Source organism: Pseudomonas sp. LS1212 (genome assembly GCF_024741815.1).
Classification (GTDB): Bacteria; Pseudomonadota; Gammaproteobacteria; order Pseudomonadales; family Pseudomonadaceae; genus Aquipseudomonas.
The window spans coordinates 3,791,083-3,816,724 of record NZ_CP102951.1 but is presented as its reverse complement, the minus strand read 5'-3'; the positions used below and the strand labels follow the sequence as shown (position 1 = coordinate 3,816,724).

Sequence of the window (25,642 nt, the reverse complement as noted above, 5' to 3'; positions counted from 1 at the left end):
GTTACGGCCATTGCACGGGCCTGCGGCGTTGCGGACAATCGAGCAACGTTTCCTTAAGGGTTTAGCGGGTATGTCGCAACCGGTTTTTTTCGCCCATGCAAACGGATTTCCCTCGGGCACCTACGGCAAATTGTTCGACGCCCTCGCGCCGGACTACAGCGTCAGTCATTTGCCGCAGCATGCCCATGACCCACGCTTCCCGGTGGACGACAATTGGCTGAATCTGGTCGATGAGTTGATTCACCACCTCGAGCAACAGCCAGAGCCGGTCTGGGGTGTCGGTCATTCCTTCGGTGGAGTCCTGCACCTGCATGCGGCGCTGCGCTGCCCGCAGTATTACCGAGGCGTGGTGATGCTCGATTCGCCGTTGCTGACGCGCACGGACGAGTGGGTCATCCGCGCTGCCAAGCGTCTGGGCCTCATCGACAGATTGACACCGGCCGGGCGCACCCTCGGGCGGCGCGAGCAATTCGCCGATTTTGAGGCGGCGCGTACCTACTTTGCCGGCAAGACATTGTTTCGTGGTTTCGATCCCGACTGCTTCGAAGCCTATCTGCAGCACGGGCTGCAGGCCGACGGCGACAAGCTGCGCCTGCGTTTCGACCCGGCCACCGAAATCAGCATTTACCGCTGCGTGCCGCACACAAGCCCAGGGCGAGTCCGGCAGTTGCAGTTGCCGCTGGCGCTGGTGCGCGGCAGTCACAGCGAGGTGGTCATGCGCCATCACGCCAGTGCGGCCAAGCGCCTGCCGCAAGGTGAATTCCACACCTTGCCGGGTGGTCATATGTTCCCACTGGAGCGCCCGCTGGAAACGGCCATGTTGCTCAAGGAGCTGTTCGGCCGCTGGCAACAGCGTCAATCGTCAAGGGTCTGCGCATGAGCACTACCGTCGAAGAAGTCCGCCTGAGCTTGCCGCATATCGAACTGGCCGCGCACCTGTTCGGCCCTGTCGATGGCCAGCCGGTGATTGCCTTGCACGGCTGGCTGGACAACGCCAACAGCTTTGCCCGACTGGCGCCGAAGTTGACCGGGCTGCGCATCGTCGCCCTGGACATGGCCGGGCATGGCTATTCAGACCATCGCCCGGCGGGCGCCGGCTATGCACTGTGGGACTACGTCCATGATGTGCTGCAGGTGGCCGAGCAACTGGGCTGGAAGCGCTTTTCCCTGCTCGGGCATTCGCTGGGGGCGATTGTCTCGGTGGTGCTGGCCGGGGCGTTGCCGCAGCGGATCGACCGCCTGGCGTTGATTGACGGCGTTATCCCGCCGACCGCAAGCGAAGAGAACACTGCGCAGCGCATGGGCATGGCGCTGGAGGCGCAGATGCTCCACTACGGCAAGCGCAAGCCGGTCTATGCCACCCTTGAACGCGCGGTCGAGGCGCGTATGAAGGGCGTGGTCGCCGTCAGTCGCGAGGCGGCCGAGCTGTTGGCCCAACGCGGGTTGATGCCCGTGCCGGGTGGCTTCACCTGGCGCAGCGACAGCCGCCTGACCCTGCCTTCGCCGTTGCGCCTGAGCCAGGAGCAGGCGTTGACCTTCGTCCAGCGCATCGCCTGCCCCACGCAACTGGTGGTTGCCCGGGACGGCATGCTGGCCAGCCACACAGCGTTGCTCGAACAGCTACCCTTGAGCCTGGAAACACTGCCAGGCGGGCATCATTTGCACTTGAACGATGAGTGCGGCGCAGCCCTTGTTGCAGACTGTTTCAATCGCTTCTTTGCCATGCCTTGACTTGCAGCGGTCAACTGTCGAGGCTTGGCGGGTTGAAAGGGAGACAACCATGAACAAGCGCTACACCGCTGCAACCCATATCGCCTTTGCCGGCGCCAAGGCACTGCCGAACCGATGAGTGCATTCATCGGAGTATCCGGCGCCTTGCGCATGACCGTCCTGGGCCTGTTGCTGGCCAGCCCCGCACTCAGTGCTGCCGAGGGCGACCTCGACCTGTTGCGCCCCCTGGATGCCAAGGTCGTCGATCAGCGCGGGCCTGCGCCGCACGAGCGCCTCTATCCGCTGGGTTCGCTGCGCAAGATCAGCGGCCAGTTGCGCATGGAAGGGCAGATCGACAGCCGTGGCCAGGTCAGCTCGATCACGTATGAACTGCCGCCCGAACTAAAGGCCAACGATGCTTTTACTGCCGCTCGCGAAGCGCTGCAGGCCCGGGGCGGCTATGTCCTGTTCTGGTGCCAGGCGCGAGAGTGCGGCGAAAGCAGCCTGTGGATCAACGAGATATTCAACATCCCACGCCTGTCCGGTGGCGATGAGCAGCAGGCCTTCCTGCTGTTGCGCAAGGCCGAGCCTGCGCACAACACCCTGGTCGCCTTGTACAGCATCACCCGTGGCAACCGTAAGGCATACCTGCACGCCGAAGAGTTTGTCGCCGATGCGCCGCTGGGGGATCTCTTGCCCACTGCAGCGACGATCTTGCGCGAATTGCGCAGCACCCGCGAACTGGACTATCCGGACCTCGACGGCGAGCCGCCCAAGGCCTGGGTCACCCTGTTGAGCCGTAGCCTGAACCTGGACAGCACCCTGCGGGTGAGCCTGTCCGGTAAACAGGGCGAGGCCTGGCGCCAGGCACTGGTGGCGGCGGGCGTGCGGGAGGCGCGGCTGGAGGCGGGCAACCAGGATGTGCCCGGACTGCATATCGAACTGATACGCTGAGAGTGGCTCGCACCTTGAAACATTGCTGGTATTTTCGATGATCACGAATGATCGCCTGTTGGTGCAAATACTGCTCCTGGCATTGCTCGGCGCCGGCCTTTGGGTCATGGCGCCGTTCATTTCGGCATTGCTGTGGGGGGCGATCCTGGCCTTTGCCAGTTGGCCGTTGATGCGCCTGCTGACCCGTTGGCTCAATGGCCGCGAAGCGCTGGCGGCCGGTTTGCTCACGGCATTGTGGATGTTGCTGGTGGCGCTGCCGCTGGTCTGGCTGGGGTTCAACCTGGCTGACCATGTCCGCGATGCGACCGCCTTTATCCGCGATGTGCAGGTCGACGGCCTGCCCGAAGCCCCGACCTGGCTGGGCGGCATTCCCATTGTCGGCCCCCGGCTGGTGGAAGTCTGGAACACCATCGACCAGCGCGGCGCGGCCTTGATGGCCAGCGTCAGACCTCACCTGGGACAGGTCGGCAACTGGCTCCTGGCCCGTAGCGCACAGATCGGCGGCGGCATCCTGGAGCTGACCCTGAGCCTGGTGTTCGTGTTCTTTTTCTATCGCGACGGCCCGCGGCTGGCTGCGTTTGTCCTGCGTCTGCTCGAGCGGCTGATTGGCGAGCGGGCCGGTTATTACCTGGACCTGGTGGCTGGCACCGTGCAGCGGGTGGTCAATGGCGTGATCGGCACGGCGGCTGCCCAGGCGGTGCTGGCCCTGATCGGTTTTCTGATTGCCGGGGTGCCGGGGGCGTTGGTGCTGGGCATCGTGACCTTCCTGCTCAGCCTGATCCCCATGGGGCCGCCGCTGGTGTGGATTCCGGCCACGGCCTGGCTGGCCTGGAAAGGCGAGTATGGACTGGCGGTTTTTCTCGGGTGCTGGGGCACGTTCATCATCAGCGGTGTGGATAACGTGCTCAAGCCCTACCTGATCAGCCGGGGCGGCAACTTGCCCTTGGTGATCGTGTTGCTGGGGGTTTTTGGCGGGTTGCTGGCGTTTGGCTTCATTGGCCTGTTCATCGGTCCGACCCTGCTGGCGGTGGCCTACAGCCTGTTGCTGGACTGGAGCCGCAGCGAAGCAGCGGGGCGGCAGAGGCCCTGACTCTGTGTAGATGTATGGCTATATGTACCGCATCTGGGTCGTTGCAATCGGGTCTGCTGTCGCTGTCTTAACACAGCAGGTAACCCAAAATGACTGAGCAACTACCGATGACCGACGAAGGCGTTCATGAGGCCTTCATCAAAAGTAAAATTCCCGCCTGGTTCAGCCAGGCCCATCCCGATGCAATCGAGGCCTTGCATCGAAGCCAGGTCCCACGCCTGGTCGATGGCGCCGACGGCACTCTGCTCGCCGCACAAGCGCGCAGCAAGCGCTCGCGCCTCGCAGCGGCGCGAGCACTCGACGGTTTCAAGGGCATCGTCGAGTTCGTGGAACCCTTGCTCCTGGCGGGCTTGAAAAGCCGGTTCGGCCTGGAGGTGGATGTCAACCGCCATGAACTGGCGCATTTCTCCGCGGCGCCGCCCTATAGCGGTGATGTCAGCAAGGTACAGCTGCTGTCTCGGCAATCCATGATGCAGGCCGCGTTGCGCAATTTCACGGGCAAGGAGGTATTCACCGCCAACTGCGGGCTGGCGCCGAAGGGCGCGATATCGATAAGGGCTGAAATCGTCAACACCGATAGTGATTTAGTCATCCTCGATACCAATAGAGTTAGCACCGGTACAGTCAGCACCGATATCATCTACAGTGAAAAGTTGGGGGTCGCCCCCGGGCAGTTCGCCAGCCTGTGTCGCGAGCTGGACCTGGGCCAGGCGTATCAGCGGCATCTGGACCAGGTCTTCGCCCGCTGCGGCGTGGCCCCAGCCATGATCCAGGCCAACAAGGACGCCCTGGCGGAGCAAGCGCATCTCGCGAGGTCGCAAGGGCACATCAGCGATTCGGCCCACGGCATGCTGTTGGCGTTGATCGCGGGCCAGGGCACGGTCACGCTCGATAGTCAGCCCGTGCGTTGCAGCGGTCTGGAACTGCTGGGCGTCGCCCTCGGCGATGTGCTGCTGATCGGCCCGGACCCCGACGGCAGCGACACCGAGCAACGCTGCATCGTTTATATACCGAGCGATCCAAACCACCCCCTCAAGGAGTACGCCTCGCGGCGCGGCGTAACGGTCTACCTGCGGCAGCAGTTGTATCGCCCCGAGTACCTGAAGTTTTTCCTGCGTTTTGTGCCCAGGCGCGAGCAGGCGCGGGTTTGCCGCCGCTACAGAGTGCCCGAGTCCGATTTGCCGAAAGGGATCGATGTGCTGGTGGAGAGGCCCATCACCGGCGAGCTGTTTCGCGCGTTGCACGAGCGCAGTGTGAGAAAAGCAAAGGACGATGCTCGCGTGCTGGTGGTACCCACCGCCGACGTGGATCATGAGGTCTGGCTCGAGCAGGTGACGCATTACCTCGCCATGGGCCTGAACGTGGTGAACGTCGCCGCGTTTTTCGTGCCCGGGCTGGGTGAGGTGATGATGGGGGTCATGGGGGCGCAATTGATGAGCGATGTCTTCCATGGCATCGAAGCCTGGGAGGCGGGCGAGTTGGACGAAGCCGCTGGCTATATGCAGTCGCTGTCGTTGAACATTGCATTCGCGGCGGGCCTGGGCATTGTCGGCAGCCATGTGGCGGCGGCGCTCAAGCCCACGGCATTTATCGAAGGGCTGGAGCGCGTTGAGCTGCCCGATGGCCGGGCACGCCTGTGGAAGCCGGACCTGGGGGAGTACCGGCAGGCCATTGAGCTGCCGGCCACACTGCAACCCAATGCCCTGGGCCAGTATGCGTTCGAGGGCAAGTATTACATCCGCGTGGAAGGCGGGCTTTATGAGCAGTACAACGATCCGGGTATCGATCGCTGGCGCGTGCGTCATCCCAGCGATGCCCAGGCTTATCAACCGGCGTTGGAACACAATGGCCAGGGCGCCTGGCGTCATGCCCACGAACGGCCGTTGCAGTGGTCGCGAACCCGGCTGTTGCGGCGCATCGGCCATAGTGTCGACGGCTTGAGCGATACAGAGCTCGAGCAAGCCCTGCAGATCAGCGCAATCCATGAGAATGTGCTGCGGCGCATGCACGTCGAGGGCGAGCCGGTCCCGCCCTTGTTGGCCGATACGCTTGAGCGTATGCAGATCGACCGGCAGGTGGAGCGCTTGATCGGGCAGATCCGCCGCGGGGAGCCGATTCCCGCGAACATGACCCACCCGGCGGCGCTGGTGGTGGCGTTGCCCGGTTGGCCGGTCGACGGTGTGTTGCAGGTGTTCCATCAGGCAGAGTTGCGGGCTGAATACGGCAATGCATTGACTGGCGATGGCCCACGGCTGAAGGTCAGCCACGCCCAGCTGCTGCGCGGCGAGCTGGCACAACGGCTGATCGACCAGATGACCGAAGCGCAGATCATTCGGCTGTTAGGTGACGGGGTAGGGAGTCAGCACAATATGCGTGTGCAGGCCCTGCGTGATCGACTGGCCGATTATGCCGAGCAGCGTCGAACCGCCATTTTTGAGAGTGTCTATAACGGCCCTGCGTCGGTGCCAGACCCACAGTTGACGATGTTGCGTGAACGTTTCCCGCGTTTGAATGGCCCTTTGGCACAACGGCTGCTCGGCACGGTGACCGCGGTCGAGCGCACGCAATGGACAAACAGTACAATCATGCCCGCACGGCTGGTGAGCCTGGCGACCCAGCTCTACGATGAACTGCCACTGGCACGTGCCTACGAAGGCCTCCATCTGCCCACGCTCGCGCAGGGCGACAGCGATCGCCTGCTGCTGGCGTGCCTGGGGCGGTTGCCGGATTGGTCGAGCCAGGTGTGCCTGGACCTGCGTGGTGGGCAACCGACAGGGCCGCTGCTGGAGCGGCTGGGTTCGCCTGGCGCGCCGATCAAGCGCGTGCTGGTCAAAAGCAGCAAAGGCTTTCGCGCCTATGACGGGTACGACAAATTGCACAGCCTGGCGCCGGCGAGTATCGACAACGACCTGTACAAGGCCATCCTGCATGCCTTGCCTGACGCCCAACGCGATGCACTCAAGCTCGGCCTGCACGACAGCGTACTGCTCAAGGCCCGCGTGTTGAGCATCGCCGCAGGCGCCCGAGGCGAGGCCGGCAAATGGCTATGGTCTTACCGCGTCAGCGGCTGGGGCGAAAGCGGGCGCCTGCGCGGAGGTGGCGGGAATCAGAGTCATCAGCAAGGTGCCGGCGGCTATCCACCTGCCGGTGCAGCGGCTTCACGCCACCAACAGAGCTACCGTGAGCTTTATCCTCAGGCATCGGACACGGAGGTACAGGCGCAGTTCGCTCGTTGGGGCGAACAGGGCCTGGCGCCGAGGCTGGAAGTGCTTCGCCTGGAAGGCGAACTCCATCGCCTCGAGAGCGATCTGGCCAGATGGGCGGCCGGGAGCATTTATCGCGAGAACGCCAAGACCCGTATTATTGAGGCCTGGCAGCGGGTTTCAACGGGGTTTACCGCGACAGGCGAGTCAACGACGCTGCTGCTTCTGGACGGTCGAGCGTTGCAAACCCAGGATCTGGTGGACTTTCCGCTACTCACTGCCGATTTCGCGCACGTGGACGAACTGTGGCTGGACGTCAATGCCCTGACGGAAATCCCGGTTGCCTTCACCCGCAACTTCCCAGCGCTGCAGCGCGTCAGCGCCAATCAAAATAGACTGCGAAGCGTTCCGACGGGATTGAACCGCGAGCGTTTGACGGCCCTGGACCTCTCGGACAATGAGATCGAATGGGACGACGCTGCCCAGACTGCACTGGCCGACTATACGCGCCTCGAGACGCTCGAACTGAGTAACAATCCGTTGTTTACGCCCCCTGACCTGGCGGCACTCACCCGATTGAGGGTCATTCGTTTGAGCAGTGGGGCATTCAGCGAATTGCCTTCGGGGCTCGAGGTACTCCAGGCGCCAAGCCTTGTCGACCTGGCCCGCAACGCGATCGAAACATTACCCGACAGCGTTTCCAACCTGCCGCCTGCGGTCGCCGGGGCGCTGCACCTGGAAGCGAATCCGTTGAGCGAAGCCAGCCAGCGCCTGATCGAACAATATTTCGCCGATCACTCGATCGACCTGCTGGTGTCCGACGTGGATTACCGCTTCTTGCTCCAGGACGCCACCCCTGCACAACTGGCTGTCTGGCAGCGCTTGCGCACGCCTGCCAACCTGCAGTTTTTTCGGGACCTGCGCTATATCGTCGAAAATGATGTATTCGATATCGTACCCACGACATCCCGTCGACGCCTCTGGACCATCCTGGAATGGATGGACAGTAACGAAGAGTTCCGGCAGCAGGCACTGGGCTATATGCCCAAGGATCTATTCGATCTGGAGCTGACGGTGCTGATCCAGCGCGCCAACCTGGCCGCCGAACCACGGCAACAGACCGAGCAGCTGCTGGCAGTGGCAACCAACTGCATTCGTGTGACTAGGATCGATACGCAACTGCAATTGTTGACTCAAGATGCCCAGGACATTGACGACGAAACCTTCGAAATATTGGGCCAGCTGTGCTTCAAACAGCTCGCCACGGAACCTGCCCTTGCGTTGATGCAAGCGCCCGCTGCCGGGGAGGAGGTCAATGTCGACCAGGCGAGTGCCGGCTCGATCGAGCTTTTGACACCGCAATGGTTCGACCAGCTGCGCCTTCGCTTGTTGACCCTGAATGCGGGGTCGCAGCAAGGGCTTGATGCCCTGTTTGCGGTCAACGCAGACGACGAGCCCTTGTTGGGATTTTGGAGGGAGCGTTTGCGCGAGCGCTATCAGGCACGTTTCGAGCAACTGCGCCAGGCACTTGATGATCAGTTGGAACGTGCCGAAACCACGTTCAACGAGGGTGCGTACGTGACCGAGGCAAATCGATTGAGAACACAGTTCGACGTCGACAACCTGGCTTTGATGAGGACCTTGACCCGGGAAATATTCGAGGGGACCGTGGAGCAGTGGTAAAAAACGGCTCACCTCAAATGTAACGCGAGGTGAGACACGGCTTGCATGCACCGGGCAGCGACGCTAATCTTTGCGCGTCGCTGCCAATTCAGCGACCGGGCCTGAGAATCCGACAAACAATAGGCGCATAGGCGCCTCCATAACGATTGCTGGCGCTATTTTTGTGCCTGCATTACCGTCTATGGCGGCTGTGCGCGGGAGACCTTAGTGTCTGCCGGGTTCCTATTGTCCCGGTTTCTCAGCCTGCGTACAGCTGCCACCCATTCGCCTGAGAACGAATCTGGCAGCTCCATAACGATAGGAGCTACTCCATGATGAAAATCGTCCCCGATCCACCCCACACTTTTATTGAAAAAACCGTCACCACCCCCTTCGGCAGCTGCGATGCCGGCCATGCACCGTTGTTCGCCGTACGCGCCGGGATTCATGCCGAAGATGCCCTGGTGCACGCCTCGTTGTCGCTCAAGTGCGCCATGGACATCGCCCATGTGGCTTGTGAACACGAAGGCGTGAGAGTCAGCGGGCTGCTCTGGTCCACCCTCCATTCGATCGAAACGGCCAAGGCGCTGGTCGATGCGTTGCTCGATGGGGCGCAGGCGCCAGGACCGAAGAAGTAGAGGTAGCCGGGGGAGTCCCTGCGGGCCTCCAGCGCAGCCTGCGGCAGCGGCTACAGGGACCGCGGTGTATCCGCTGCCGTCAGGCTGCCAAATTTTTTACAGCTTCTTTATACCCCAGGCCTACCCTCGGTCTCGTCCCTTTACACCCCCCTTGCCGACAATATCCATCAGCGGCACGTGCCGTACGACGGAGATTTTCAATGAGCATTCTGGACGGGGTGTCACTGCTGCTGGCAGCAGGGCTGTTCATCTATCTACTGGTTGCGCTGTTGCGCGCCGACCGCAGCTAGGGGGCGCCATGCACAGTTATGACTATGCCGTGATCCTGGCCTTTTTCGCGCTGGTGCTGCTGCCCGCGCCCTGGCTGGGGCGGTTCTATTACAAGGTGATGGAAGGCCAGCGCACCTGGCTGACGCCTGTGCTGGGGCCGGTGGAGCGTGGCTGCTACCGGCTGGCCGGGGTCGATGCGCAGCAGGAACAAAGCTGGCAGAAGTACACCCTGGCGTTGTTGGCGTTCAACCTCGCAGGGTTTGCACTGGTGTTCGCGGTGCTGTTGTTGCAGGGCTACCTGCCCCTCAACCCGGCGCAGTTGCCGGGGCAGGAGTGGACCCTGGCGTTCAACACCGCCGTGAGCTTCGTCACCAATACCAACTGGCAGGCCTACAGCGGTGAAGCTTCGGTCAGCTACCTGAGCCAGATGATCGGCCTGACCGTGCAGAACTTCGTCAGTGCGGCCACGGGCCTCGCCGTATTGGTTGCCTTGTGCCGTGGTATCTCCCGGCGTTCGGCCAGCACCCAGGGCAACTTCTGGGTCGACATGACCCGTGCCACTCTCTATGGATTGCTACCCCTGTGCCTGCTGCTGGCGCTGTTTCTGGTGTGGCAGGGTGTGCCGCAAACATTGGCCCAATATGCCCATGCCGTGACCTTGCAGGGTGCCGATCAAGTCATCCCGCTCGGACCGGCCGCCAGCCAGATTGCGATCAAGCAACTGGGCACCAACGGCGGTGGATTCTTCGGCGTCAACTCGGCGCACCCGTTCGAAAACCCCACGGCCTGGAGCAACTTGTTCGAGCTGGCGTCGATCATCCTGATTCCGGTAGCGCTGGTGTTCACCTTCGGCCACTACGTCAAGGACCTGCGTCAGAGCCGGGCCATCGTCGCCTGCATGCTGGCGTTGTTCCTGATCGGTGGCGGTACCGCGTTGTGGGCCGAGTATCAGCCCAACCCGAGCCTGAACAACCCCATGGTCGAACAGACCGCGCCGCTCGAAGGCAAGGAAAGCCGTTTCGGCACTACGGCCACGGTGCTCTGGTCGGTAACCACCACCGCCGCCTCCAACGGTTCGGTCAATGCCATGCATGACAGCCTCAACCCGCTGTCGGGCATGGTCGCGCTGGTGAATATGATGGTCGGCGAAGTGATCTTCGGCGGTGTCGGCGCCGGGCTCTACGGCATGCTGCTCAACGTGCTGATCGCCGTGTTCCTGGCCGGCCTGATGATTGGCCGCACGCCGGAATACCTGGGCAAGAAACTGCAGGCCCGCGAAGTCCAGTTGCTGGTGGCGACCTTGCTGGTGATGCCGGTGGGCGTGCTGGTGCTCAGCGCCATCGCCGCCAGCCTGCCGGGGCCTGTGGCCGCTGTGAGCAACCCCGGCCCACACGGTTTCAGCCAGTTGCTCTACGCCTACACCTCGGCCAGCGCCAACAACGGTTCGGCCTTCGCCGGCTTCGGTGCTAACACCGCGTTCCACAACCTGATGCTGGGCCTGGGCATGTTGATCGGCCGCTTCGGCTACATCCTGCCGGTGTTGGCGCTGGCTGGCAGCCTGGCGCTGAAGAAGTCCGCGCCGGTGGGGCTTAACAGTTTCCCGACCCATGGCCCGCTGTTTGTCACGCTACTGACCGTGACCATTTTGCTGGTGGGCGGCCTGACCTTCCTGCCGACGTTGGCCCTGGGGCCGATTGCCGAACATTTGAGCCTTGGCTTTTGAAGACAGAGTTTCTAAGGATAGCCATCATGAACATGCCGATTCCCGTTGCAAAACCCGCTGACAATAAGCGTTCGGCGGACGTGAAAGAACAACCCGCCACCGCGATTGCCGCCCTGTGGCGACCGGCGCTGGTGCAGGCCTTCGTCAAGCTCGACCCACGTCAGCTCAAGCGCTCGCCGGTGATGCTGGTGGTGGAGCTGACGGCGATATTGACCACGCTGCTGTGCCTGCTGCCAGACCCGGCGGTGCCGACCGGGGTGGCCGTGCAGATCGCTCTGTGGCTGTGGTTCACCGTGCTGTTCGCCAACTTCGCCGAAGCCCTGGCCGAAGGCCGCGGCAAGGCCCGCGCCGACAGCCTCAAGGCGGGCAGCCAGGGGCTCAATGCGATGCGCCGCACAACGTCGGGTGAGTACGAGGTCGTCCCGGCGAGCAGCTTGCGCAAGGGCGATGTGGTGCGGGTGGTGGCCGGGGAAATGATCCCTGGCGATGGCGAGGTGATTGAGGGCATTGCCGCGGTCAACGAGGCGGCGATCACCGGTGAATCGGCGCCGGTGATCCGTGAGTCCGGCGGCGATCGTTCGGCCGTGACCGGCAATACCCGGCTGGTGTCCGACTGGCTGCTGGTGAAAATCACCGCCAACCCGGGCGAGTCGACCCTGGACCGGATGATCGCCCTGGTCGAAGGCGCCAAGCGGCAGAAAACCCCCAACGAGATCGCGCTGGATATCCTGCTGATCGGCCTGACCCTGATCTTCCTGTTGGTGGTGGTCACGCTGCAGCCGTTCGCCCATTTCGCCAACGGCAACCTGCCGCTGGTGTTTCTGGTGGCGCTGTTGGTCACGCTGATTCCGACCACCATTGGCGGCCTGTTGTCGGCCATCGGCATCGCCGGCATGGACCGGCTGGTGCGCCTGAACGTGATCGCCAAGTCCGGGCGGGCCGTGGAAGCGGCGGGGGATGTGCACGTGCTGATGCTGGACAAGACCGGCACCATCACCTTCGGCAACCGTCGTTGCACGGCGGTGCTGGCCGCGCCGGGCGTGAGCAGCAAGGAGCTGGCCGAAGGCGCGTTGCTGGCGTCGCTGGCCGACGACACCGCCGAAGGCAAATCCATCGTCGATTACCTGCGCCAGTTGCACAGCTTTGCCGAGCCGGATGCAGCGCTGCTCACCCCAGTGGCCTTCAGCGCCGAGACGCGCCTGTCCGGTGTCGACTACCAGGGCCGCGTGTACCGCAAGGGTGCGGTTGATTCGGTGCTGGCCTTCATTGGCATGCAGCGCCTGGAAATGCCGGCCAGCCTGTCACGCGAAGTCGACAAGATTGCCCAGAGTGGCGGCACGCCTTTGCTGGTATGTGCCGAAGGGCGCCTGCTGGGCGTGATTCACCTCAAGGACGTGGTCAAGCCGGGCATCCGCGAACGCTTTGCCGAGTTGCGCAAGCTGGGCATTCGCACGGTGATGGTGACCGGCGACAACCCGCTGACGGCGGCGGCGATTGCAGCAGAAGCGGGTGTCGACGATGTACTGGCCGAAGCCACGCCCGAGAAGAAACTGGCGCGCATTCGCCAGGAGCAGAATGACGGTCGTCTGGTGGCGATGTGCGGCGACGGCGCCAACGACGCCCCGGCCCTTGCCCAGGCCGACGTCGGCATGGCCATGAACGATGGCACCCAGGCGGCGCGCGAGGCGGCGAACATGGTCGACCTGGACAGCGACCCGACCAAGTTGCTGGATGTGGTGCAGGTCGGCAAGGAGCTGTTGGTTACCCGCGGCGCGCTGACGACTTTCTCCATCGCCAACGACGTGGCCAAGTACTTCGCCATTCTCCCGGCGTTGTTCGCGGCGATCTACCCGCAGCTGGGCGTGCTCAACGTGATGCACCTGGCCAGCCCGCAGAGTGCGATCGTGTCGGCGATCGTCTTCAACGCCCTGATCATCGTGGTGCTGATCCCGCTGGCCCTGCGCGGCGTGCGAGTACGGGCAGCGAGCGCGGCGCACCTGTTGCGTCGCAACCTGCTGATCTATGGCGTGGGCGGCATTGTCGTGCCCTTTGTGGGCATCAAGTTGATCGACCTGCTGCTCAATGCTGTGCACCTGGTGTAACTGAATCAAGGAGCTGAACATGTCTACTTTCTTTCGCCCGGCCATGAGCCTGATCGTGTTGATGACCCTGATCACAGGCGTGGCCTATCCGCTGGCGGTCACCGGGATTGCTCAGGTGGCCTTCCCCGAACAAGCCAATGGCAGCTTGCTGCGCGATGCCGACGGCAAGGTGCGCGGTTCGACCCTGATCGCCCAGGACTTCAGTGGCGATGGCTGGTTCCATTCGCGGCCGTCGGCCGGTGCCTTTGCCACGGTATCCAGTAGCGCCAGCAACCTGGCCCCGAGCAACCCGGCTCTGGCGACACGGGTCAACGAAGACGCTGCTCGGCAATATGTGCCGCAGCAGGGGCCCGTACCGCTGGCGCTGTTGACCACCTCCGGCAGCGGACTGGACCCGCACTTGCCGCCTGCCGCCGTCGACTATCAACTGGCGCGGGTCGCTGCGGCCCGGCAGTTGCCGTTGGCGACCTTGCAACAATTGGTTTTGCAGTACACCCTGCAACCGTTGGTCGGCCCACCAGTGGTCAATGTGCTGGCGTTGAACAGCGCCCTCGATCAGCTTTCAACTTCTCCCCACTGAGCCTGAGAACCGTCCATGAGTGATTCCGACCGCGCCGACGCGCTACTCGCCGAACTGCCCCGCGAAGGTCGCGGCCGGCTCAAGGTGTTTCTCGGTGCCGCGCCCGGTGTGGGCAAGACCTACGCCATGCTCCAGGCCGCCCATGCCCAGCAACGCCAGGGCGTCAAGGTGCTGGCGGCCGTGGTCGAGACCCATGGCCGGGCGGAAACCGAGGCGCTGCTCAGTGGCTTGCCGCAGCAGCCGCAGGTGCGTTCGGAGTACCGTGGGGTGATGCTTGAGGAAGTGGACCTCGATGGCCTGCTCAAGGCCGCACCGCAGCTGGCCCTGGTCGATGAGCTGGCCCACAGCAACGCCCCCGGCAGCCGGCATGCCAAGCGCTGGCAGGATGTGCAGGAGTTGCTGGCCGCGGGCATTGATGTGTTCACCACGGTCAACGTCCAGCACCTGGAGAGCCTGAACGATCAGGTGCGCGGTATCACCGGGGTGCAGGTGCGCGAAACCCTGCCGGACTGGGTCCTGCAGGAAGCCTTCGAGCTGGTGCTGATCGACCTGCCGCCGCGTGAACTGCTCGAGCGACTGCGCGAGGGCAAGGTCTATGTCCCGGAGCAGGCGCGGGCGGCCATCGATGCGTTTTTTACCCAGACCAACCTGACCGCCTTGCGCGAGTTGGCCATGCAGACGGCAGCGGCCCAGGTCGATGCCGATCTGGCCCAGGGTTATCGGCAACGGGGGCAGTCGGCACCGGCCTTGCGCGGGCGCTTGCTGGTCGGTGTCGATGGCGATGCCCAGGCCGAACGGCTGGTACGCCATGCCAGCCGGGTCGCCCAGCGTCGGCACTTGCCCTGGAGCCTGGTGCACGTGGACAACGGCGCAGTGCGCGACGAACAATCGCGGCTGCGCTTGCAGAGTGCCCAGCAATTGGCTGAGCGCCTCGGTGGCGAAGTGGTGGTGCTGCGTGCAGGGGAGGTGGCGCGGACCTTGATCCAGCACGCCGCCGAGCGCCGTGCCAGCCTGGTGCTGGTTGGCCAGTCGCGTGAGCGGTTGCGCCGGCGCTGGTTCGGCGCGGGGGTTGCGGCGCGCTTGTTGCGTCACGCCCATGGCCTGGAGATCAACGTGCTGGACCGCGATGACGCGCCCCCGGCAACGCGCTTGGCGGTGGCGGGGGAGTGGGTCTGGTTCGACTATGCGCTGGCATTGTTGGCAACAGTGCTGGCCAGTGCGCTGGCCTGGGCGGTGTCCAGTGTTCTGGCGCTGCCGAATATCTCGCTGGTGTTTCTTGCAGCGGTATTGCTGGTCGCGGTGCGCAGCAGTCTGGGACCGGCGCTGGCGTGTGCGGTGCTGTCGTTTCTGGTGTACGACTTTTTGTTCATACCGCCGACTTTCTCCTTGCGTATTCAACGTGAAGAGGATGTGTTGACGCTAGTATTCTTCCTGCTGATGGCGGCGCTGACTGGCAACCTCGCGGCCCGGCAACGTCGGCAAGTGCAGGCCCTGCGCGACACCCAGGAGGAAACCAGCGAGTTGCTCGACCTGTCGCGCAAGCTCACCGCCGCCACCGATCGCCAGGCCGTGTTCAATGCAGCGGGCCAGCACCTGGAAGGCTGGAAGGAGTTGCAGTTGTGCCTTCTCGACCGCGATGGCCAGGGCGGCTGGAAGGTCGCCAGCGGCGGGGCGCTGCAATTCTCCGAAGCCGAACGGGCGGCCGCCGATTGGGCCTGGCAGCACGATCAGGCAGCGGGCCATGGCACCGGCACATTGCCGATGGGCCGTTGGTGGTGGTGGCCGCTGTCGTTGGAGGAGGGGCCATTGGCCGTGTTGGGGGTGCGACCGCGTGAAGGCCAGGCCTTGACGGCCCAGCGGCGGCGTCTGTTGACCGCACTCAGCCAGCCCCTTGCCCAGGCCCTGGCCCGGGCCCGGTTGGCCGAGGACCTGGAAGCGGCGCGCCTGCACGGCGAAACCGAGCAGTTGCGCAGCGCCTTGCTGGCGTCGGTTTCCCATGACTTGCGCACGCCATTGACGGCCATGCGCGGCAGTATCGACAGCCTGTTGGCGCTGGGCGATGCCATCGGCCGCGAGGATCGGCGCGAGCTGCTCGAAGGCACGCGCGATGAGGCCGAGCGCCTGGATCGCTATATCCAGAACCTGCTGGACATGACTCGCCTGGGCCATGGTGCACTTAAACTCTCCCGTGACTGGGTCGCGCCGGCAGACATCGTCGGTAGTGCCCTCAACCGGTTGCGGGTGCTGTTGTCGCCCTATGAGGTTCACACCGACGTGGCGCCGGACCTGCCCCTGCTTCATGTGCATGCCGCCTTGATCGAGCAGGCGCTGATCAACGTGCTGGAAAACGCCGCGCGCTTTTCGCCGGCGCAGGGTCGTCTGCAAGTGGCGGTCGGGGTCAATGACAGTGAGTTGTTCTTTGCCGTCAGCGATCAGGGGCCGGGTATTCCACCGCAGGAGCGCGAGAAGATTTTCGACATGTTTTACACCGCCGCGCGCGGCGATCGCGGCGGCCAGGGCACGGGCCTGGGCCTGGCGATTTGCCAGGGCATGATCGGCGCTCACGGCGGGCGCATCGCCGTGGGCGAGGGTATCGATGGCCAAGGCACCTGCATCACTCTATTCTTGCCGCTGCAAACGCAGCCTGATTTTGAGAGTGAAACTTGAGCATGAGCCAGACAGCGACCATCCTGGTCATTGACGACGAACCGCAGATTCGCAAGTTCCTGCGCATCAGCCTGGTGTCCCAGGGCTACAAGGTGGTGGAGGCCGCCAGCGGTGGTGAAGGATTGAGCCAGGCCGCGTTGGCGCAGCCCGACCTGGTGGTGCTCGACCTGGGCCTGCCGGACATGGACGGCCAGCAGGTGTTGCGCGAGTTTCGCGAATGGTCGCAGGTGCCGGTGTTGGTGTTGTCGGTGCGTGCCAGTGAAGGCCACAAGGTCGAGGCACTGGACGGCGGAGCCAACGATTATGTGACCAAGCCCTTCGGTATTCAGGAGTTTCTCGCCCGCGTGCGCGCCTTGTTGCGCCAGGCACCGCAAGGTGAAGCGCAGGCAACCTCCGTCAGCCTCGGCCCATTGACGGTGGACCAGGCTTACCGCCGGGTTACGCTCGACGGTGTGGAGGTCGCCCTGACCCGCAAGGAATACGCGGTGCTGGCGCAACTGGCGCGCTATCCGGGACGCGTGGTGACCCAGCAGCAACTGCTCAAGGACATCTGGGGGCCCACCCATGCCGAGGACAGCCATTACCTGCGCATTGTGGTGGCGCATGTGCGGCAGAAGCTGGGGGATGATCCGACGGCGCCGCGGTTTATCGTGACCGAGCCTGGGGTGGGGTATCGGTTAGTGGATGCCGGGGATCTTTGAAGCGCCTTCGGCGCTTATCGCTGGCAAGCCAGCTCCCACAAATGCGGTGCAGATCCTCTGTGGGAGCGGGCTTGCCCGCGATCGGCAGCCAAGTGGCCGCCCTTACCGCCGCTCACTCTCATAATTCTCCAGCGTATCCCGAGCAATCTCCCGCCCCAGCGCGATCAACTCCTGCGCCTTGTAAAACTCGAAAAACCGACACACCCGCTTGGGCACGTTGATCAGGATGTCCGGTGGATAGCCGGCGATCTTGTACTGCGCCAGCGACGTCTGCATTACCTCGAAACTCTGGTTGATCAAATCCAGCAACGATGCCGGGCCGACGTTGTCGATGATGAACGAACCGGTGGCGGACTTTGGCGCACCGGGGTTCTCGGGTGCCGCTGCCGGTTGCTGGGCCGCGGGGTTGGCCACATCGCTGAGCCAGGGGTTGGGGTCTATTGTCGAGTTCGAGTTGAAGGCTTCCTGTTCCAGGCGTATGAGTTCCTCGGCCGGCTTGCGCCGAAACGGCAGGTGCGAGCCCAGTGAGCTGATCAGGCTGTCAAAGCGCAGCTTGAAGGCAGCGGGCCGTTCGATCACCGGCAGTTGGTAGTGCTTCTGGTTGGTGGAGTTGAGGTTGACCGCGATGATCAGGTCGCAATGGCTGGACACTACCGGCACGATCGGCAACGGATTGAGGATGCCGCCATCGACCAGCATGCGGTTGCCCTGCACGACCGGGGTGAACAGGCTGGGGATGGCCGCCGAAGCGCGCATGGCCTGGTGCAGGCAGCCTTCCTGGAACCAGATTTCCTGCTGGTTGGTCAGGTCCGTGCAGACAGCGGTGTAGGGGATGGGCAAGTCTTCGATGTTGATCTCGCCGACGATCTTGCGAATCTGCCCGAAGATCTTCTCGCCGCGGATGGCCCCCAGACGGAAACTGACATCCACCAGGCGCAGCACGTCCAGGTAATCCAGGCTTTCGATCCAGTTGCGGTATTCGTCGAGCTTGCCGGCGGCGTAGATGCCGCCCACCACGGCGCCCATGGAGCAGCCGGCGATGCAGGCGATGTCGTACCCGCGTCGTTCGATTTCCTCGATGACTCCGATATGGGCATAGCCCCGGGCGCCGCCCGACCCCAGCACCAACGCGACTCGTTTCTTCATGGCAGGGGCTCTGATTGCTGTCATTTGAGTATGCACCAACATTGCATTGATTGATGGGCGCACTTGCGTCGATCGGGCTGAAAAAGTTGCTGGCGCTTCGCTATCGTGCATGGCTGCGCTACGCTTGGAAGCGGCGAGCCAGGGCACTTTTCCCGTTCCGGGTCGTCTTAGTTGCACGTTCGTTCATTATTATTGAGGTGTCACCGATGAAAGCCTGGATCTGCCTGCCGTTGCTTGCTCTTGTTCTGTCCGGTTGTGCGGGCAAGACCGCCTATCGCGACAGTTGCGCAAGCCAGCTGGATGCGGCCTGGAAAGAGCTCGACCTGGCGAAAGTCGAAGGTTTTGCTGGTACTGTGAGCTATTCCAAGGCGTTGTCGTTGCTCACCGGCGCGAAAACCCAGCAGCAGTTCGAGGCCTTCGAGGGCTGCTCGAAAAAGGCCCAGAAAGCGCGTTTCTATATCCGTGAGTCGCGGGCCGGGCGGTAATTGACAGGAGAACCTCCATGTCGGCGATGGTCGATCATGTAATCGCTCAGATTGTACGGTTGTACGTCAGGCTGCTGGCTTGCCAGGCGCGTCTGGCGGCGCAGACCGACAGTGAAGCGCTGCACGATCTGCGTACCACCGTGCGACGCTTGCGCAGCCTGCTGAGGCCTTTGCGCGGGCTGCCCGGTGTCGATCAACTGGAGGCTGCCGCGTCACAGGTCGGGGATCTGACCACGCCGTATCGCGACAAGGAAGTCCTGGCCGCGCACCTGCTGGCTTATCAACAGGCGGAAGCGGCAATGAAAAGAATCGCCGAGATGGAGGGCGTGTTCGTCGCCGTCGCCGCCAGTGCCGAACTGAGTCGTCTGCTGGCAGTCCTCGACGCCTTTCCAATGTTTCTGCGAGCGGCGCAGCGCCAGTGGCTGTTGCGTGGCTTGCGTCGGCGGGTAGAGAAGCGCCTGGCCAAACAGTGGAAGCAACTCGACGAGGCATTGCGCGATCCGGCCCATGACCGCCATCGCCTGCGCTTGTTGATCAAGCGCGTGCGCTATGCGGCCGAAACCTATCCGCAACTCGATCGCTCGCCGGCCAGAATCACCCGCTGCCTGAAACAGGCACAAGGCGCGCTGGGCGACTGGCATGATCATCTGCAGTGGCTGCTCAAGGCCGAACAGGAGGTGGATCTGGTTCCTTGCGTGGCGCGTTGGCAAGCGTCGATGGAGCAGGCCGAGCAGCGGTCCGACCAGGTTCTGGACAAGCTTCTGGCAGCCTGCGCAAAACAATAAGCCGCGCCAGGCCGCTAGATTGGCGCAAATAGGCGCTGTCTAGCCGGGGCTTGCTGGTTAAGATTCAGGTCCGTTTCTTCGACCTGAGGTTCGCATGAATTTTTCCGAGCTGCTCGGCGCGGTACGCCGCCACCCAGAGGCGGTGACAATTCCAAGTCAGTGGTCCCAGGGTCGCGCCTGCTTCGGCGGGTTGATGGCTGCGCTGCTATTCGAGGCGATGCGCGCCAGGGTGGCGCCAGAGCGGCCGGTTCGCTCGCTGGCCATCACCTTCGTCGGCCCGGCCGAGCCCGAGGTGCCGATCAGTTTCGAGGTCGAAGTGCTGCGCCAGGGCGGGGCAGTCAGTTCGCTGCTGGGCCGGGCTGTGCAGAAGGGGGCGGTGGTGACCCTGATCCAGGGCAGCTTCGGTGCGCCGCGCAGCTCGGTCATCGATGTTCCGGCCTTGCTGGCCGCCCCGATGAAAAGCCTGGAGGATTCACCAGAGTTGCCTTACATCGAGGGCGCGACCCCCGAGTTCATCCGCTACCTGGCCATGCGCTGGGGCGTGGGCGGCATGCCGTTCACCAACACACCCTCCCGCAGCATGGGCGGCTGGGTGCAGCTGCGCGGCGATGTGGTTGAAGAGCCGGTTACCGAGGCGCACTTGCTGGCGCTGGTCGATGCCTGGCCACCGGCAACACTGCCGTACCTGAACAAGCCGGCAGCCGGGAGCACATTGACCTGGACCATTGAGTTCGTGCAGCCAACACCGAAAGTCAGCACGCTGGACTGGTGCCGCTATTGCGCGACGATCGAGTATTCGCGCGATGGTTACGGCCATACGGCAGCTGCCCTCTGGACCGCCGAAGGTGAGTTGCTGGCCATCAGCCGACAGACCGTGACGGTTTTCGCCTAGCCCGCTGGCAGCCTAGTGGCGACGATTGCGACGGTGGCGCTCGCGCCAGGCGCGCCACCAGGCGCCGCTCAGGACAAAGCGTGGAAAGGTGATGAATTGCTCCACCAGCAGGCGCTGCAAGGCGTCCTTGCGGCCGCTGAATGGCTCGGGCTGTTGCGCTTCGAGCCGATGCCCCTGGCGCTGCAGGCCAAGGGCGGCGATCAGGCCGATGACACCTACGGCAAGCTCGCTGAAATCGAAGCCAAACAGGCCCGAGAGGATCAATAGCACCGCCACGATGAACAATGGCACGGCAATCATGTGCAGCACCAGATTGGTCGGGTGGCGATGATTGTCGTAGTAGCTGCGCCATTGCCAGGCATGAAGGTTGGGCAAGCGTTTGTTCATTGCGCAATTCTCCAAAGTGGTGCGTTCACCCTTAGTTGAAGAATAGTTCGCAGGCAGGCTGGCGGCGAATCGAGCGCGGCTATCGCAGCCATAGACAGTTACGGCGTCAAGTAATCTCAGGCAGGTTGAAAAAGGCCCGGGCGCAGGCGGTGGTGTGCGCGGCCAGTTGTTCCGGGCTCTCGCCCCGGTGCAGGGCCACTTCGCGCAGGACCTCGGGCAGAAACGCCGGTTCGTTGCGCCCGTTCTTCGGCTTGGGCCGCAGGGTGCGCGGCAGCAGGTAGGGGGCATCGCTTTCGAGCATCAGACGGCCCTGGGGGATGTTGTGCACCAGCGGGTGCAGGTGGGTGCCACGGCGCTCGTCACAGATCCAGCCGGTGATGCCGATGTGCAGGTCCATGTCCAGGTAACCGAACAGCGCTCGTTGCTCGCCGGTAAAGCAATGCACCACGGCCGCGGGCAGGCGGTCGCGATAGTCCGCCAGGATTTCCAGCAGGCGTTGGCTGGCATCGCGTTCATGCAGGAACACCGGCAACTGCAGGTCAACGGCCATTGCCAGATGCTCCTCCAGCACTTTTTCCTGCTGCGGGCGGGGCGAAAAGTCGCGGTTGAAGTCCAGGCCGCATTCACCCACCGCGCGCACGCGTGGCTCCTTGAGCAGTGCACGCAGGCTCTGGGCGGTATCGGCATTCCAGTCACTGGCGCAATGGGGATGGATACCGGCCGTGGCGAACAGGCGCAGGCCCGTCTCGTCGAGCTGCTGGCACAGCTCCAGGGCGTGTTCGCTGCCCTCCACGCTGGTGCCGGTGACCATCATCTGGCAGACCCCGGCAGCCTCGGCCCGCTCGAGAATCGAGGGCAGTTGCTGGGCAAAGCTTGCGTTGGTGAGATTGACGCCGATGTCGATGAGTTGCATGGTGCTACCTCAGAACAGAGGCCGGAAAGCATACCAGAGCTGAAGAAAATTCAATAAAGCCAAGAACTTCAATGAGTTGTGACTGTCTGTTGCGGTGAATTGTAGCGTTGGGCATGGATGCACGGGGAGCCGTGCCCGTGTTCGCGCGCCCTTAACCTGGAGAGCGGATGACGCGAGCCTCACTGCTGATCGTGCTGTGCCTGGGGCTGCTCGCGTCGTGGCCGGCGACTGCGCGCCTGGCCGGGCCGCCGGAGGCCCGGCAGCCGGGCAAGGTCCGCGACCTGGCCGAGATCCGTAGCAGCCGTGTGCTGCGGGTGCTGGTCAACCAGAGCCGCAACAGTTCGGGTGAGGTCCGGGGCCAGCCCATTGGTGTCGAATACCATCGGCTGCGGGCCTTCGAGCAGTACCTCAACGGCCGCGCCCGTGACGGCCAGGAGCTGCACCTGAAAATCATCCCCAAGGCCAAGGAGCAATTGCTCGGCGCCTTGCAGCGCGGGGAAGGGGATCTGGTGGCGCCCGGAGAGTTGGTCGACCTGGCGCCGACCCATGCCGTCAGCGCCAGTAACCCGATTGTCAGCAATGTTCCCCTGCTGTTGGTAGGGCGCAAGGGTGAGCGCCGCTTCCAGCGTGTCGAGCAGTTGGCCGGGCGAACGCTGGCCTTGCCCACCGGCAGCGCCGCAGGCGACGCCATCCATGAGATCAACCAGAAACTGGCGTTGCGCAAGTTGCCGCCGATCACGGTCGAATGGGTCGATCCGAGCTTGGCCGTCGAGGATGTGCTGGAAATGGTCCAGGCCGGGATCTTTCACCTGACCGTGGTCGAGCAGCCTATCGCCGAACGCTGGGCCAGGGTCATGCCCAAGCTGCGCATCGACCGCCAGCCGCAGATCAGTGCGCCGCAGCAGATGCACTGGTATGTGCGCCGCGATGCGTCGATGTTGCTGGCCAGCGTCGACCGCTTCATCACGGGCTACCGGCCGCCTGCCGATCAGGATGCCGCCTTCGAGCGTGTATATCGGCGCCTGTACAAGGTGCACAACCCCTTAGGAAGGGCGGACCGCAAGCGCCTGGAGAAAATCCGCCCGGTGTTGCAGCGCCACGCCACTGAACAGGGCCTGGATTGGTTGAGCCTGGCCGCACTGGCGTTCAAGGAATCGACCCTGAACCCCAATGCCCGGGGCGCCAGCGGCGCCATGGGCCTGCTGCAGATCACACCCGCGGCAGCGCAGCGAGTGGGCGTGAGTAACCTGCAGAATGTCGATAACAGCGTGCAGGCAGGGGCCCGCTATCTGTCGATGATCCGGCGCAAGTTCTTCGCCAGTACCCAACTCAACGAGCGTGAGCGCATGGCGTTTGTCCTGGCGGCCTACAACATGGGTCCGGAGCGCGTCCAGGGCATGCGTGCCGAAGCGCGGCGACGCGGCCTGAACCCCAATCAGTGGTTCTTCCAGGTCGAGCGCATTGCCATGGAGCAAGTGGGCATGGGGGTGGTCAGCTATGTTAATAGCGTGAACAAATACTACCTGGCGTTCGACCGGGAAAGAGAGTCGCTGGAGCCGAAAGTCCGGAAAGTTGTCTCGCGTAAATAATCAACTATTTGAATTGTTGCTGGGGAGGTCCTGCGGACCTCAGCGCAGCCTACGGCAGCGGCTACGCCGAACCATGTAGCCGCTGCCGCCAGGCTGCGCTGGAGTCCGCAGGGCTCCCCCTGCGATCTTGTGTTATTGACAATTTGTGTCCGGCTTCTCTAGGATGCCCGCATGCGCCGATTTAAACAGCTACTTGCGGGGCGCCGGGGACTTCATCGTCACCTAAATACCGCTAAAGCGCTGGTTCGGTGACGCCTCCCACCGCAGCCCAGCGGGATCTGGAGGCGGAGAAATACACCATGAGTTGTCCACGCATCAGTGTCTGTCTGGCCCCTGTCGCTGCGAACCCGACAGTGCGCAACCCCCGAATTCTGCTCGGCGGCCAGCATCAACCCACCTTGTTGCGTCATCTCGACGGCTGGCCCCGACGCAAGGGCAAGGCCACGGCGTTCCTGATCCAGTTTGTCGACGAAGTCGGCGCCCTCGCACAGTTTTCCAATGACCGTTTCGACCTGGCCGTTTTTCAGGCGCCGAGTGCCGAAAGCGCCGAAGAAGTGATCGGCCACATGACGCGTATTGCACGCCAGGGCCTGATCACACGACGCTGAGTCTGTCATTTACTTGATGAGGGCTTTGACGCAACTGGCATGGATGCAATTTCTCACGATATCGCTTCTGAGCGACCAGTCCGTGTTGATGATGAAAAATTTCTGGATGTAGCTGTTTTCATCTTCGGACTTGAACCATTCATCGATCTTGTCGCTGAAGTCGTCGGGTACAAAAAAGGGCAGGACATACTTGGCGCATTGTATGGAGCGAAGTTCATGGTCAGGTTTTTTTTCCAGGGAAACCTGGTCCATGAATACCTTGAGTTGGGTAGTCGTGTTGAGATTCTTTCCGCTCCAGCGTTGATTGACGCCATTCCAGAATGTATAGCCGTCAATTCCCCAGTTGTAAGAAACGACCACTGTTTTCCCGGGGTGACTAAGCCATAGATAGATAAGAGGTTTGTCCTTGAGATCGTAGGTTATCAATCGATGGCCCAATCGGAGGGTAATAAGTTCCTGGAGTTCGCGGTGGGCTTCATAGTTGAAATTCTCGAGTTGATGGAAATTGAGAATGACAATTTCCCTGCGGGTATCGTTTGGTGTGATCATCCCTAGGTAAAAGCGATCCAGGGCTTCCAGAATGTCGGTGGTGACGGTCCTGCCTGACGAGTTCAGGTGGAAAAGCTGGAAGCGCCTCGGGTCACCGACTGGGTAGTTTTCATAGAACCAGACCCGGAGATCCAACACTCTGATGCCTCCCTGAATCTGCTCGATGGCGGAAACATCTTGGGTGATCTCTGAAAGAATATTTGTATTGGGCGAGTTCTTGTCCATGCCCGAGTCATGTGAGCCGGGGAGTATCAGTTCGTCAATGCGCAAGTTGCCGATAGTGGAGTTTTGTCCCATCCAGCTATGAGGGTATGTTTCCGGGTTGATCTTCATCTTAGTGTCTTCCTTGACAATCAATAGAATGGTCGGGGCGGTGTGTCGCCTCGACGCCATGTTAATTGAATGCTGATTGACTAACTAAGGAAGTAAAAGCGCTGATGTTATTGCGGGGTGTTAAGCGTTGAGGATCGGCCTGGCAGTGGCTCAGGGGTATGCTATCTCGACGATATAAACCAGTTGTTCGCCGGTGGGCGTCTGTACCCGTACTTCGGCATCCAGTGCCTTGCCGATCAAGGCGCGGGCCAGGGGTGAGTCGATGCTGATCAGGCCCAGCTTCAGGTCCAGCTCGTCAGGCCCGACGATGCGATAGCGCGACGGGTCGCCTGCTTCGTTTTCTACCGTGACCCAGGCACCAAAATAGACCTTGTTCGGGTCGCTCGGGCGTTCGCTGACCACCTTGAGATTTTCCAGGCGCTTGGTCAGGAAGCGCACGCGGCTGTCGATTTCTCGCAGCATCTTCTTGCCATAGGTGTATTCGGCGTTTTCCGAACGGTCGCCTTGCGCGGCGGCTTCGCTGACCGACTGGGTTACCTGGGGCCTGCGCACATGCCATAACTCATGCAGTTCGGCACGCATCCGCGCTTCGCCTTCGGGGGTGATCAAGGCGGTGCCGGCGGTGCGAGGTGGGCGATAACGGCTCATACAGGTC

22 protein-coding genes are annotated in these 25,642 nt (G+C 62.8%); 17 read left to right on the top strand and 5 right to left on the bottom strand.

The genetic code is table 11. The features are described from left to right. The first annotated feature begins 70 nt into the window (after window positions 1-70). The 12 genes from NVV94_RS17685 (at window position 71) to NVV94_RS17630 (ending at window position 17,300) form a co-directional block, all read left to right on the top strand. On the top strand, window positions 71-880 hold the full coding sequence (locus NVV94_RS17685; RefSeq protein ID WP_258443687.1) for an alpha/beta fold hydrolase: 810 nt from the start codon (window positions 71-73) through the stop codon (window positions 878-880). Beyond that, complete coding sequence (locus NVV94_RS17680; protein ID WP_258443686.1) at window positions 877-1,731, top strand: alpha/beta hydrolase; 855 nt, start codon at window positions 877-879, stop codon at window positions 1,729-1,731. The genes NVV94_RS17685 and NVV94_RS17680 overlap by 4 nt, the downstream gene beginning before the upstream one ends. 114 nt (window positions 1,732-1,845) lie before the next feature. Further along, a complete protein-coding gene (locus NVV94_RS17675) occupies window positions 1,846-2,664 on the top strand; it encodes a DUF4892 domain-containing protein (RefSeq protein WP_258443685.1) in 819 nt (272 codons plus the stop codon). Between the two features lie 37 nt (window positions 2,665-2,701). Then, window positions 2,702-3,754 carry an AI-2E family transporter gene (locus NVV94_RS17670; protein WP_258443684.1) on the top strand — a complete coding sequence of 351 codons (1,053 nt, stop codon included), beginning with the start codon at window positions 2,702-2,704 and terminating at the stop codon, window positions 3,752-3,754. Between the two features lie 89 nt (window positions 3,755-3,843). Beyond that, complete coding sequence (locus NVV94_RS17665; protein ID WP_258443683.1) at window positions 3,844-8,640, top strand: dermonecrotic toxin domain-containing protein; 4,797 nt, start codon at window positions 3,844-3,846, stop codon at window positions 8,638-8,640. 311 nt (window positions 8,641-8,951) lie between these two features. Further along, window positions 8,952-9,257: a DUF3077 domain-containing protein gene (locus tag NVV94_RS17660; RefSeq protein ID WP_258443682.1), complete on the top strand. Its 306-nt coding sequence runs from the start codon at window positions 8,952-8,954 to the stop codon at window positions 9,255-9,257. Between the two features lie 200 nt (window positions 9,258-9,457). Beyond that, a complete protein-coding gene (kdpF, locus tag NVV94_RS17655) occupies window positions 9,458-9,547 on the top strand; it encodes a K(+)-transporting ATPase subunit F (RefSeq protein WP_258443681.1) in 90 nt (29 codons plus the stop codon). 8 nt (window positions 9,548-9,555) lie between these two features. Beyond that, on the top strand, window positions 9,556-11,250 hold the full coding sequence (kdpA, locus tag NVV94_RS17650) for a potassium-transporting ATPase subunit KdpA (RefSeq protein ID WP_258443680.1): 1,695 nt from the start codon (window positions 9,556-9,558) through the stop codon (window positions 11,248-11,250). Window positions 11,251-11,276: 26 nt separating this feature from the next. Next, window positions 11,277-13,352: a potassium-transporting ATPase subunit KdpB gene (kdpB, locus tag NVV94_RS17645; protein ID WP_258443679.1), complete on the top strand. Its 2,076-nt coding sequence runs from the start codon at window positions 11,277-11,279 to the stop codon at window positions 13,350-13,352. 19 nt (window positions 13,353-13,371) lie between these two features. Beyond that, a complete protein-coding gene (gene kdpC / locus NVV94_RS17640) occupies window positions 13,372-13,932 on the top strand; it encodes a potassium-transporting ATPase subunit KdpC (protein ID WP_258443677.1) in 561 nt (186 codons plus the stop codon). Between the two features lie 15 nt (window positions 13,933-13,947). Beyond that, entirely contained in the window at window positions 13,948-16,599 is a 2,652-nt protein-coding gene (locus tag NVV94_RS17635) for a sensor histidine kinase KdpD (protein ID WP_258443675.1), read from the top strand. 2 nt (window positions 16,600-16,601) lie between these two features. Next, window positions 16,602-17,300, top strand: coding sequence for a response regulator (locus NVV94_RS17630; RefSeq protein ID WP_258443674.1), 699 nt, complete (start codon window positions 16,602-16,604; stop codon window positions 17,298-17,300). Between the two features lie 102 nt (window positions 17,301-17,402). Here NVV94_RS17630 and NVV94_RS17625 read toward each other — a convergent pair whose 3' ends face one another. Further along, window positions 17,403-18,446 (bottom strand): patatin-like phospholipase family protein, encoded by a 1,044-nt coding sequence (locus NVV94_RS17625; RefSeq protein WP_258443673.1) that lies wholly within the window; start codon window positions 18,444-18,446, stop codon window positions 17,403-17,405. 206 nt (window positions 18,447-18,652) lie between these two features. Here NVV94_RS17625 and NVV94_RS17620 point away from each other — a divergent pair, with 206 nt between their 5' ends. From NVV94_RS17620 to NVV94_RS17610, 3 genes are all read left to right on the top strand, one after another. Then, window positions 18,653-18,931 carry a hypothetical protein gene (locus NVV94_RS17620; protein WP_258447737.1) on the top strand — a complete coding sequence of 93 codons (279 nt, stop codon included), beginning with the start codon at window positions 18,653-18,655 and terminating at the stop codon, window positions 18,929-18,931. Between the two features lie 17 nt (window positions 18,932-18,948). Then, window positions 18,949-19,716 carry a CHAD domain-containing protein gene (locus NVV94_RS17615; RefSeq protein WP_258443672.1) on the top strand — a complete coding sequence of 256 codons (768 nt, stop codon included), beginning with the start codon at window positions 18,949-18,951 and terminating at the stop codon, window positions 19,714-19,716. 94 nt (window positions 19,717-19,810) lie between these two features. After that, window positions 19,811-20,608: an acyl-CoA thioesterase II gene (locus NVV94_RS17610; protein WP_258443671.1), complete on the top strand. Its 798-nt coding sequence runs from the start codon at window positions 19,811-19,813 to the stop codon at window positions 20,606-20,608. A 12-nt stretch (window positions 20,609-20,620) separates the two neighbouring features. On the opposite strand, the gene NVV94_RS17605 is transcribed toward NVV94_RS17610, so the two are convergent. Continuing rightward, window positions 20,621-20,995 (bottom strand): Mpo1-like protein, encoded by a 375-nt coding sequence (locus tag NVV94_RS17605; RefSeq protein WP_258443670.1) that lies wholly within the window; start codon window positions 20,993-20,995, stop codon window positions 20,621-20,623. A 106-nt stretch (window positions 20,996-21,101) separates the two neighbouring features. Further along, window positions 21,102-21,908 carry a TatD family hydrolase gene (locus NVV94_RS17600; RefSeq protein ID WP_258443669.1) on the bottom strand — a complete coding sequence of 269 codons (807 nt, stop codon included), beginning with the start codon at window positions 21,906-21,908 and terminating at the stop codon, window positions 21,102-21,104. 167 nt (window positions 21,909-22,075) lie between these two features. On the opposite strand from NVV94_RS17600, the gene NVV94_RS17595 reads away from it, so the two are divergent. Next, window positions 22,076-23,497, top strand: coding sequence for a transglycosylase SLT domain-containing protein (locus tag NVV94_RS17595; protein WP_258443668.1), 1,422 nt, complete (start codon window positions 22,076-22,078; stop codon window positions 23,495-23,497). 299 nt (window positions 23,498-23,796) lie between these two features. After that, on the top strand, window positions 23,797-24,105 hold the full coding sequence (locus NVV94_RS17590) for a hypothetical protein (protein WP_258443667.1): 309 nt from the start codon (window positions 23,797-23,799) through the stop codon (window positions 24,103-24,105). 9 nt (window positions 24,106-24,114) lie between these two features. Here the strand turns inward: NVV94_RS17590 and NVV94_RS17585 are convergent, their stop codons facing one another. Together NVV94_RS17585 and greB are read right to left on the bottom strand one after the other, a co-directional pair. Next, window positions 24,115-24,987 (bottom strand): hypothetical protein, encoded by an 873-nt coding sequence (locus NVV94_RS17585; protein ID WP_258443666.1) that lies wholly within the window; start codon window positions 24,985-24,987, stop codon window positions 24,115-24,117. A gap of 150 nt (window positions 24,988-25,137) precedes the next feature. Then, a complete protein-coding gene (greB, locus tag NVV94_RS17580; RefSeq protein WP_258443665.1) occupies window positions 25,138-25,635 on the bottom strand; it encodes a transcription elongation factor GreB in 498 nt (165 codons plus the stop codon). Window positions 25,636-25,642 lie beyond the last annotated feature (7 nt).

Bases quoted from the DNA above. Each gene is read 5' to 3' on its own strand.
- NVV94_RS17685 (WP_258443687.1), top strand. From the start codon at position 71: ATGTCGCAACCGGTTTTTTTCGCCCATGCAAACGGATTTCCCTCGGGC.
- NVV94_RS17680 (WP_258443686.1), top strand. From the start codon at position 877: ATGAGCACTACCGTCGAAGAAGTCCGCCTGAGCTTGCCGCATATCGAA.
- NVV94_RS17675 (WP_258443685.1), top strand. From the start codon at position 1,846: ATGAGTGCATTCATCGGAGTATCCGGCGCCTTGCGCATGACCGTCCTG.
- NVV94_RS17670 (WP_258443684.1), top strand. From the start codon at position 2,702: ATGATCACGAATGATCGCCTGTTGGTGCAAATACTGCTCCTGGCATTG.
- NVV94_RS17665 (WP_258443683.1), top strand. From the start codon at position 3,844: ATGACTGAGCAACTACCGATGACCGACGAAGGCGTTCATGAGGCCTTC.
- NVV94_RS17660 (WP_258443682.1), top strand. From the start codon at position 8,952: ATGATGAAAATCGTCCCCGATCCACCCCACACTTTTATTGAAAAAACC.
- kdpF (WP_258443681.1), top strand. From the start codon at position 9,458: ATGAGCATTCTGGACGGGGTGTCACTGCTGCTGGCAGCAGGGCTGTTC.
- kdpA (WP_258443680.1), top strand. From the start codon at position 9,556: ATGCACAGTTATGACTATGCCGTGATCCTGGCCTTTTTCGCGCTGGTG.
- kdpB (WP_258443679.1), top strand. From the start codon at position 11,277: ATGAACATGCCGATTCCCGTTGCAAAACCCGCTGACAATAAGCGTTCG.
- kdpC (WP_258443677.1), top strand. From the start codon at position 13,372: ATGTCTACTTTCTTTCGCCCGGCCATGAGCCTGATCGTGTTGATGACC.
- NVV94_RS17635 (WP_258443675.1), top strand. From the start codon at position 13,948: ATGAGTGATTCCGACCGCGCCGACGCGCTACTCGCCGAACTGCCCCGC.
- NVV94_RS17630 (WP_258443674.1), top strand. From the start codon at position 16,602: ATGAGCCAGACAGCGACCATCCTGGTCATTGACGACGAACCGCAGATT.
- NVV94_RS17625 (WP_258443673.1), bottom strand. From the start codon at position 18,446: ATGAAGAAACGAGTCGCGTTGGTGCTGGGGTCGGGCGGCGCCCGGGGC.
- NVV94_RS17620 (WP_258447737.1), top strand. From the start codon at position 18,653: ATGAAAGCCTGGATCTGCCTGCCGTTGCTTGCTCTTGTTCTGTCCGGT.
- NVV94_RS17615 (WP_258443672.1), top strand. From the start codon at position 18,949: ATGTCGGCGATGGTCGATCATGTAATCGCTCAGATTGTACGGTTGTAC.
- NVV94_RS17610 (WP_258443671.1), top strand. From the start codon at position 19,811: ATGAATTTTTCCGAGCTGCTCGGCGCGGTACGCCGCCACCCAGAGGCG.
- NVV94_RS17605 (WP_258443670.1), bottom strand. From the start codon at position 20,995: ATGAACAAACGCTTGCCCAACCTTCATGCCTGGCAATGGCGCAGCTAC.
- NVV94_RS17600 (WP_258443669.1), bottom strand. From the start codon at position 21,908: ATGCAACTCATCGACATCGGCGTCAATCTCACCAACGCAAGCTTTGCC.
- NVV94_RS17595 (WP_258443668.1), top strand. From the start codon at position 22,076: ATGACGCGAGCCTCACTGCTGATCGTGCTGTGCCTGGGGCTGCTCGCG.
- NVV94_RS17590 (WP_258443667.1), top strand. From the start codon at position 23,797: ATGAGTTGTCCACGCATCAGTGTCTGTCTGGCCCCTGTCGCTGCGAAC.
- NVV94_RS17585 (WP_258443666.1), bottom strand. From the start codon at position 24,987: ATGAAGATCAACCCGGAAACATACCCTCATAGCTGGATGGGACAAAAC.
- greB (WP_258443665.1), bottom strand. From the start codon at position 25,635: ATGAGCCGTTATCGCCCACCTCGCACCGCCGGCACCGCCTTGATCACC.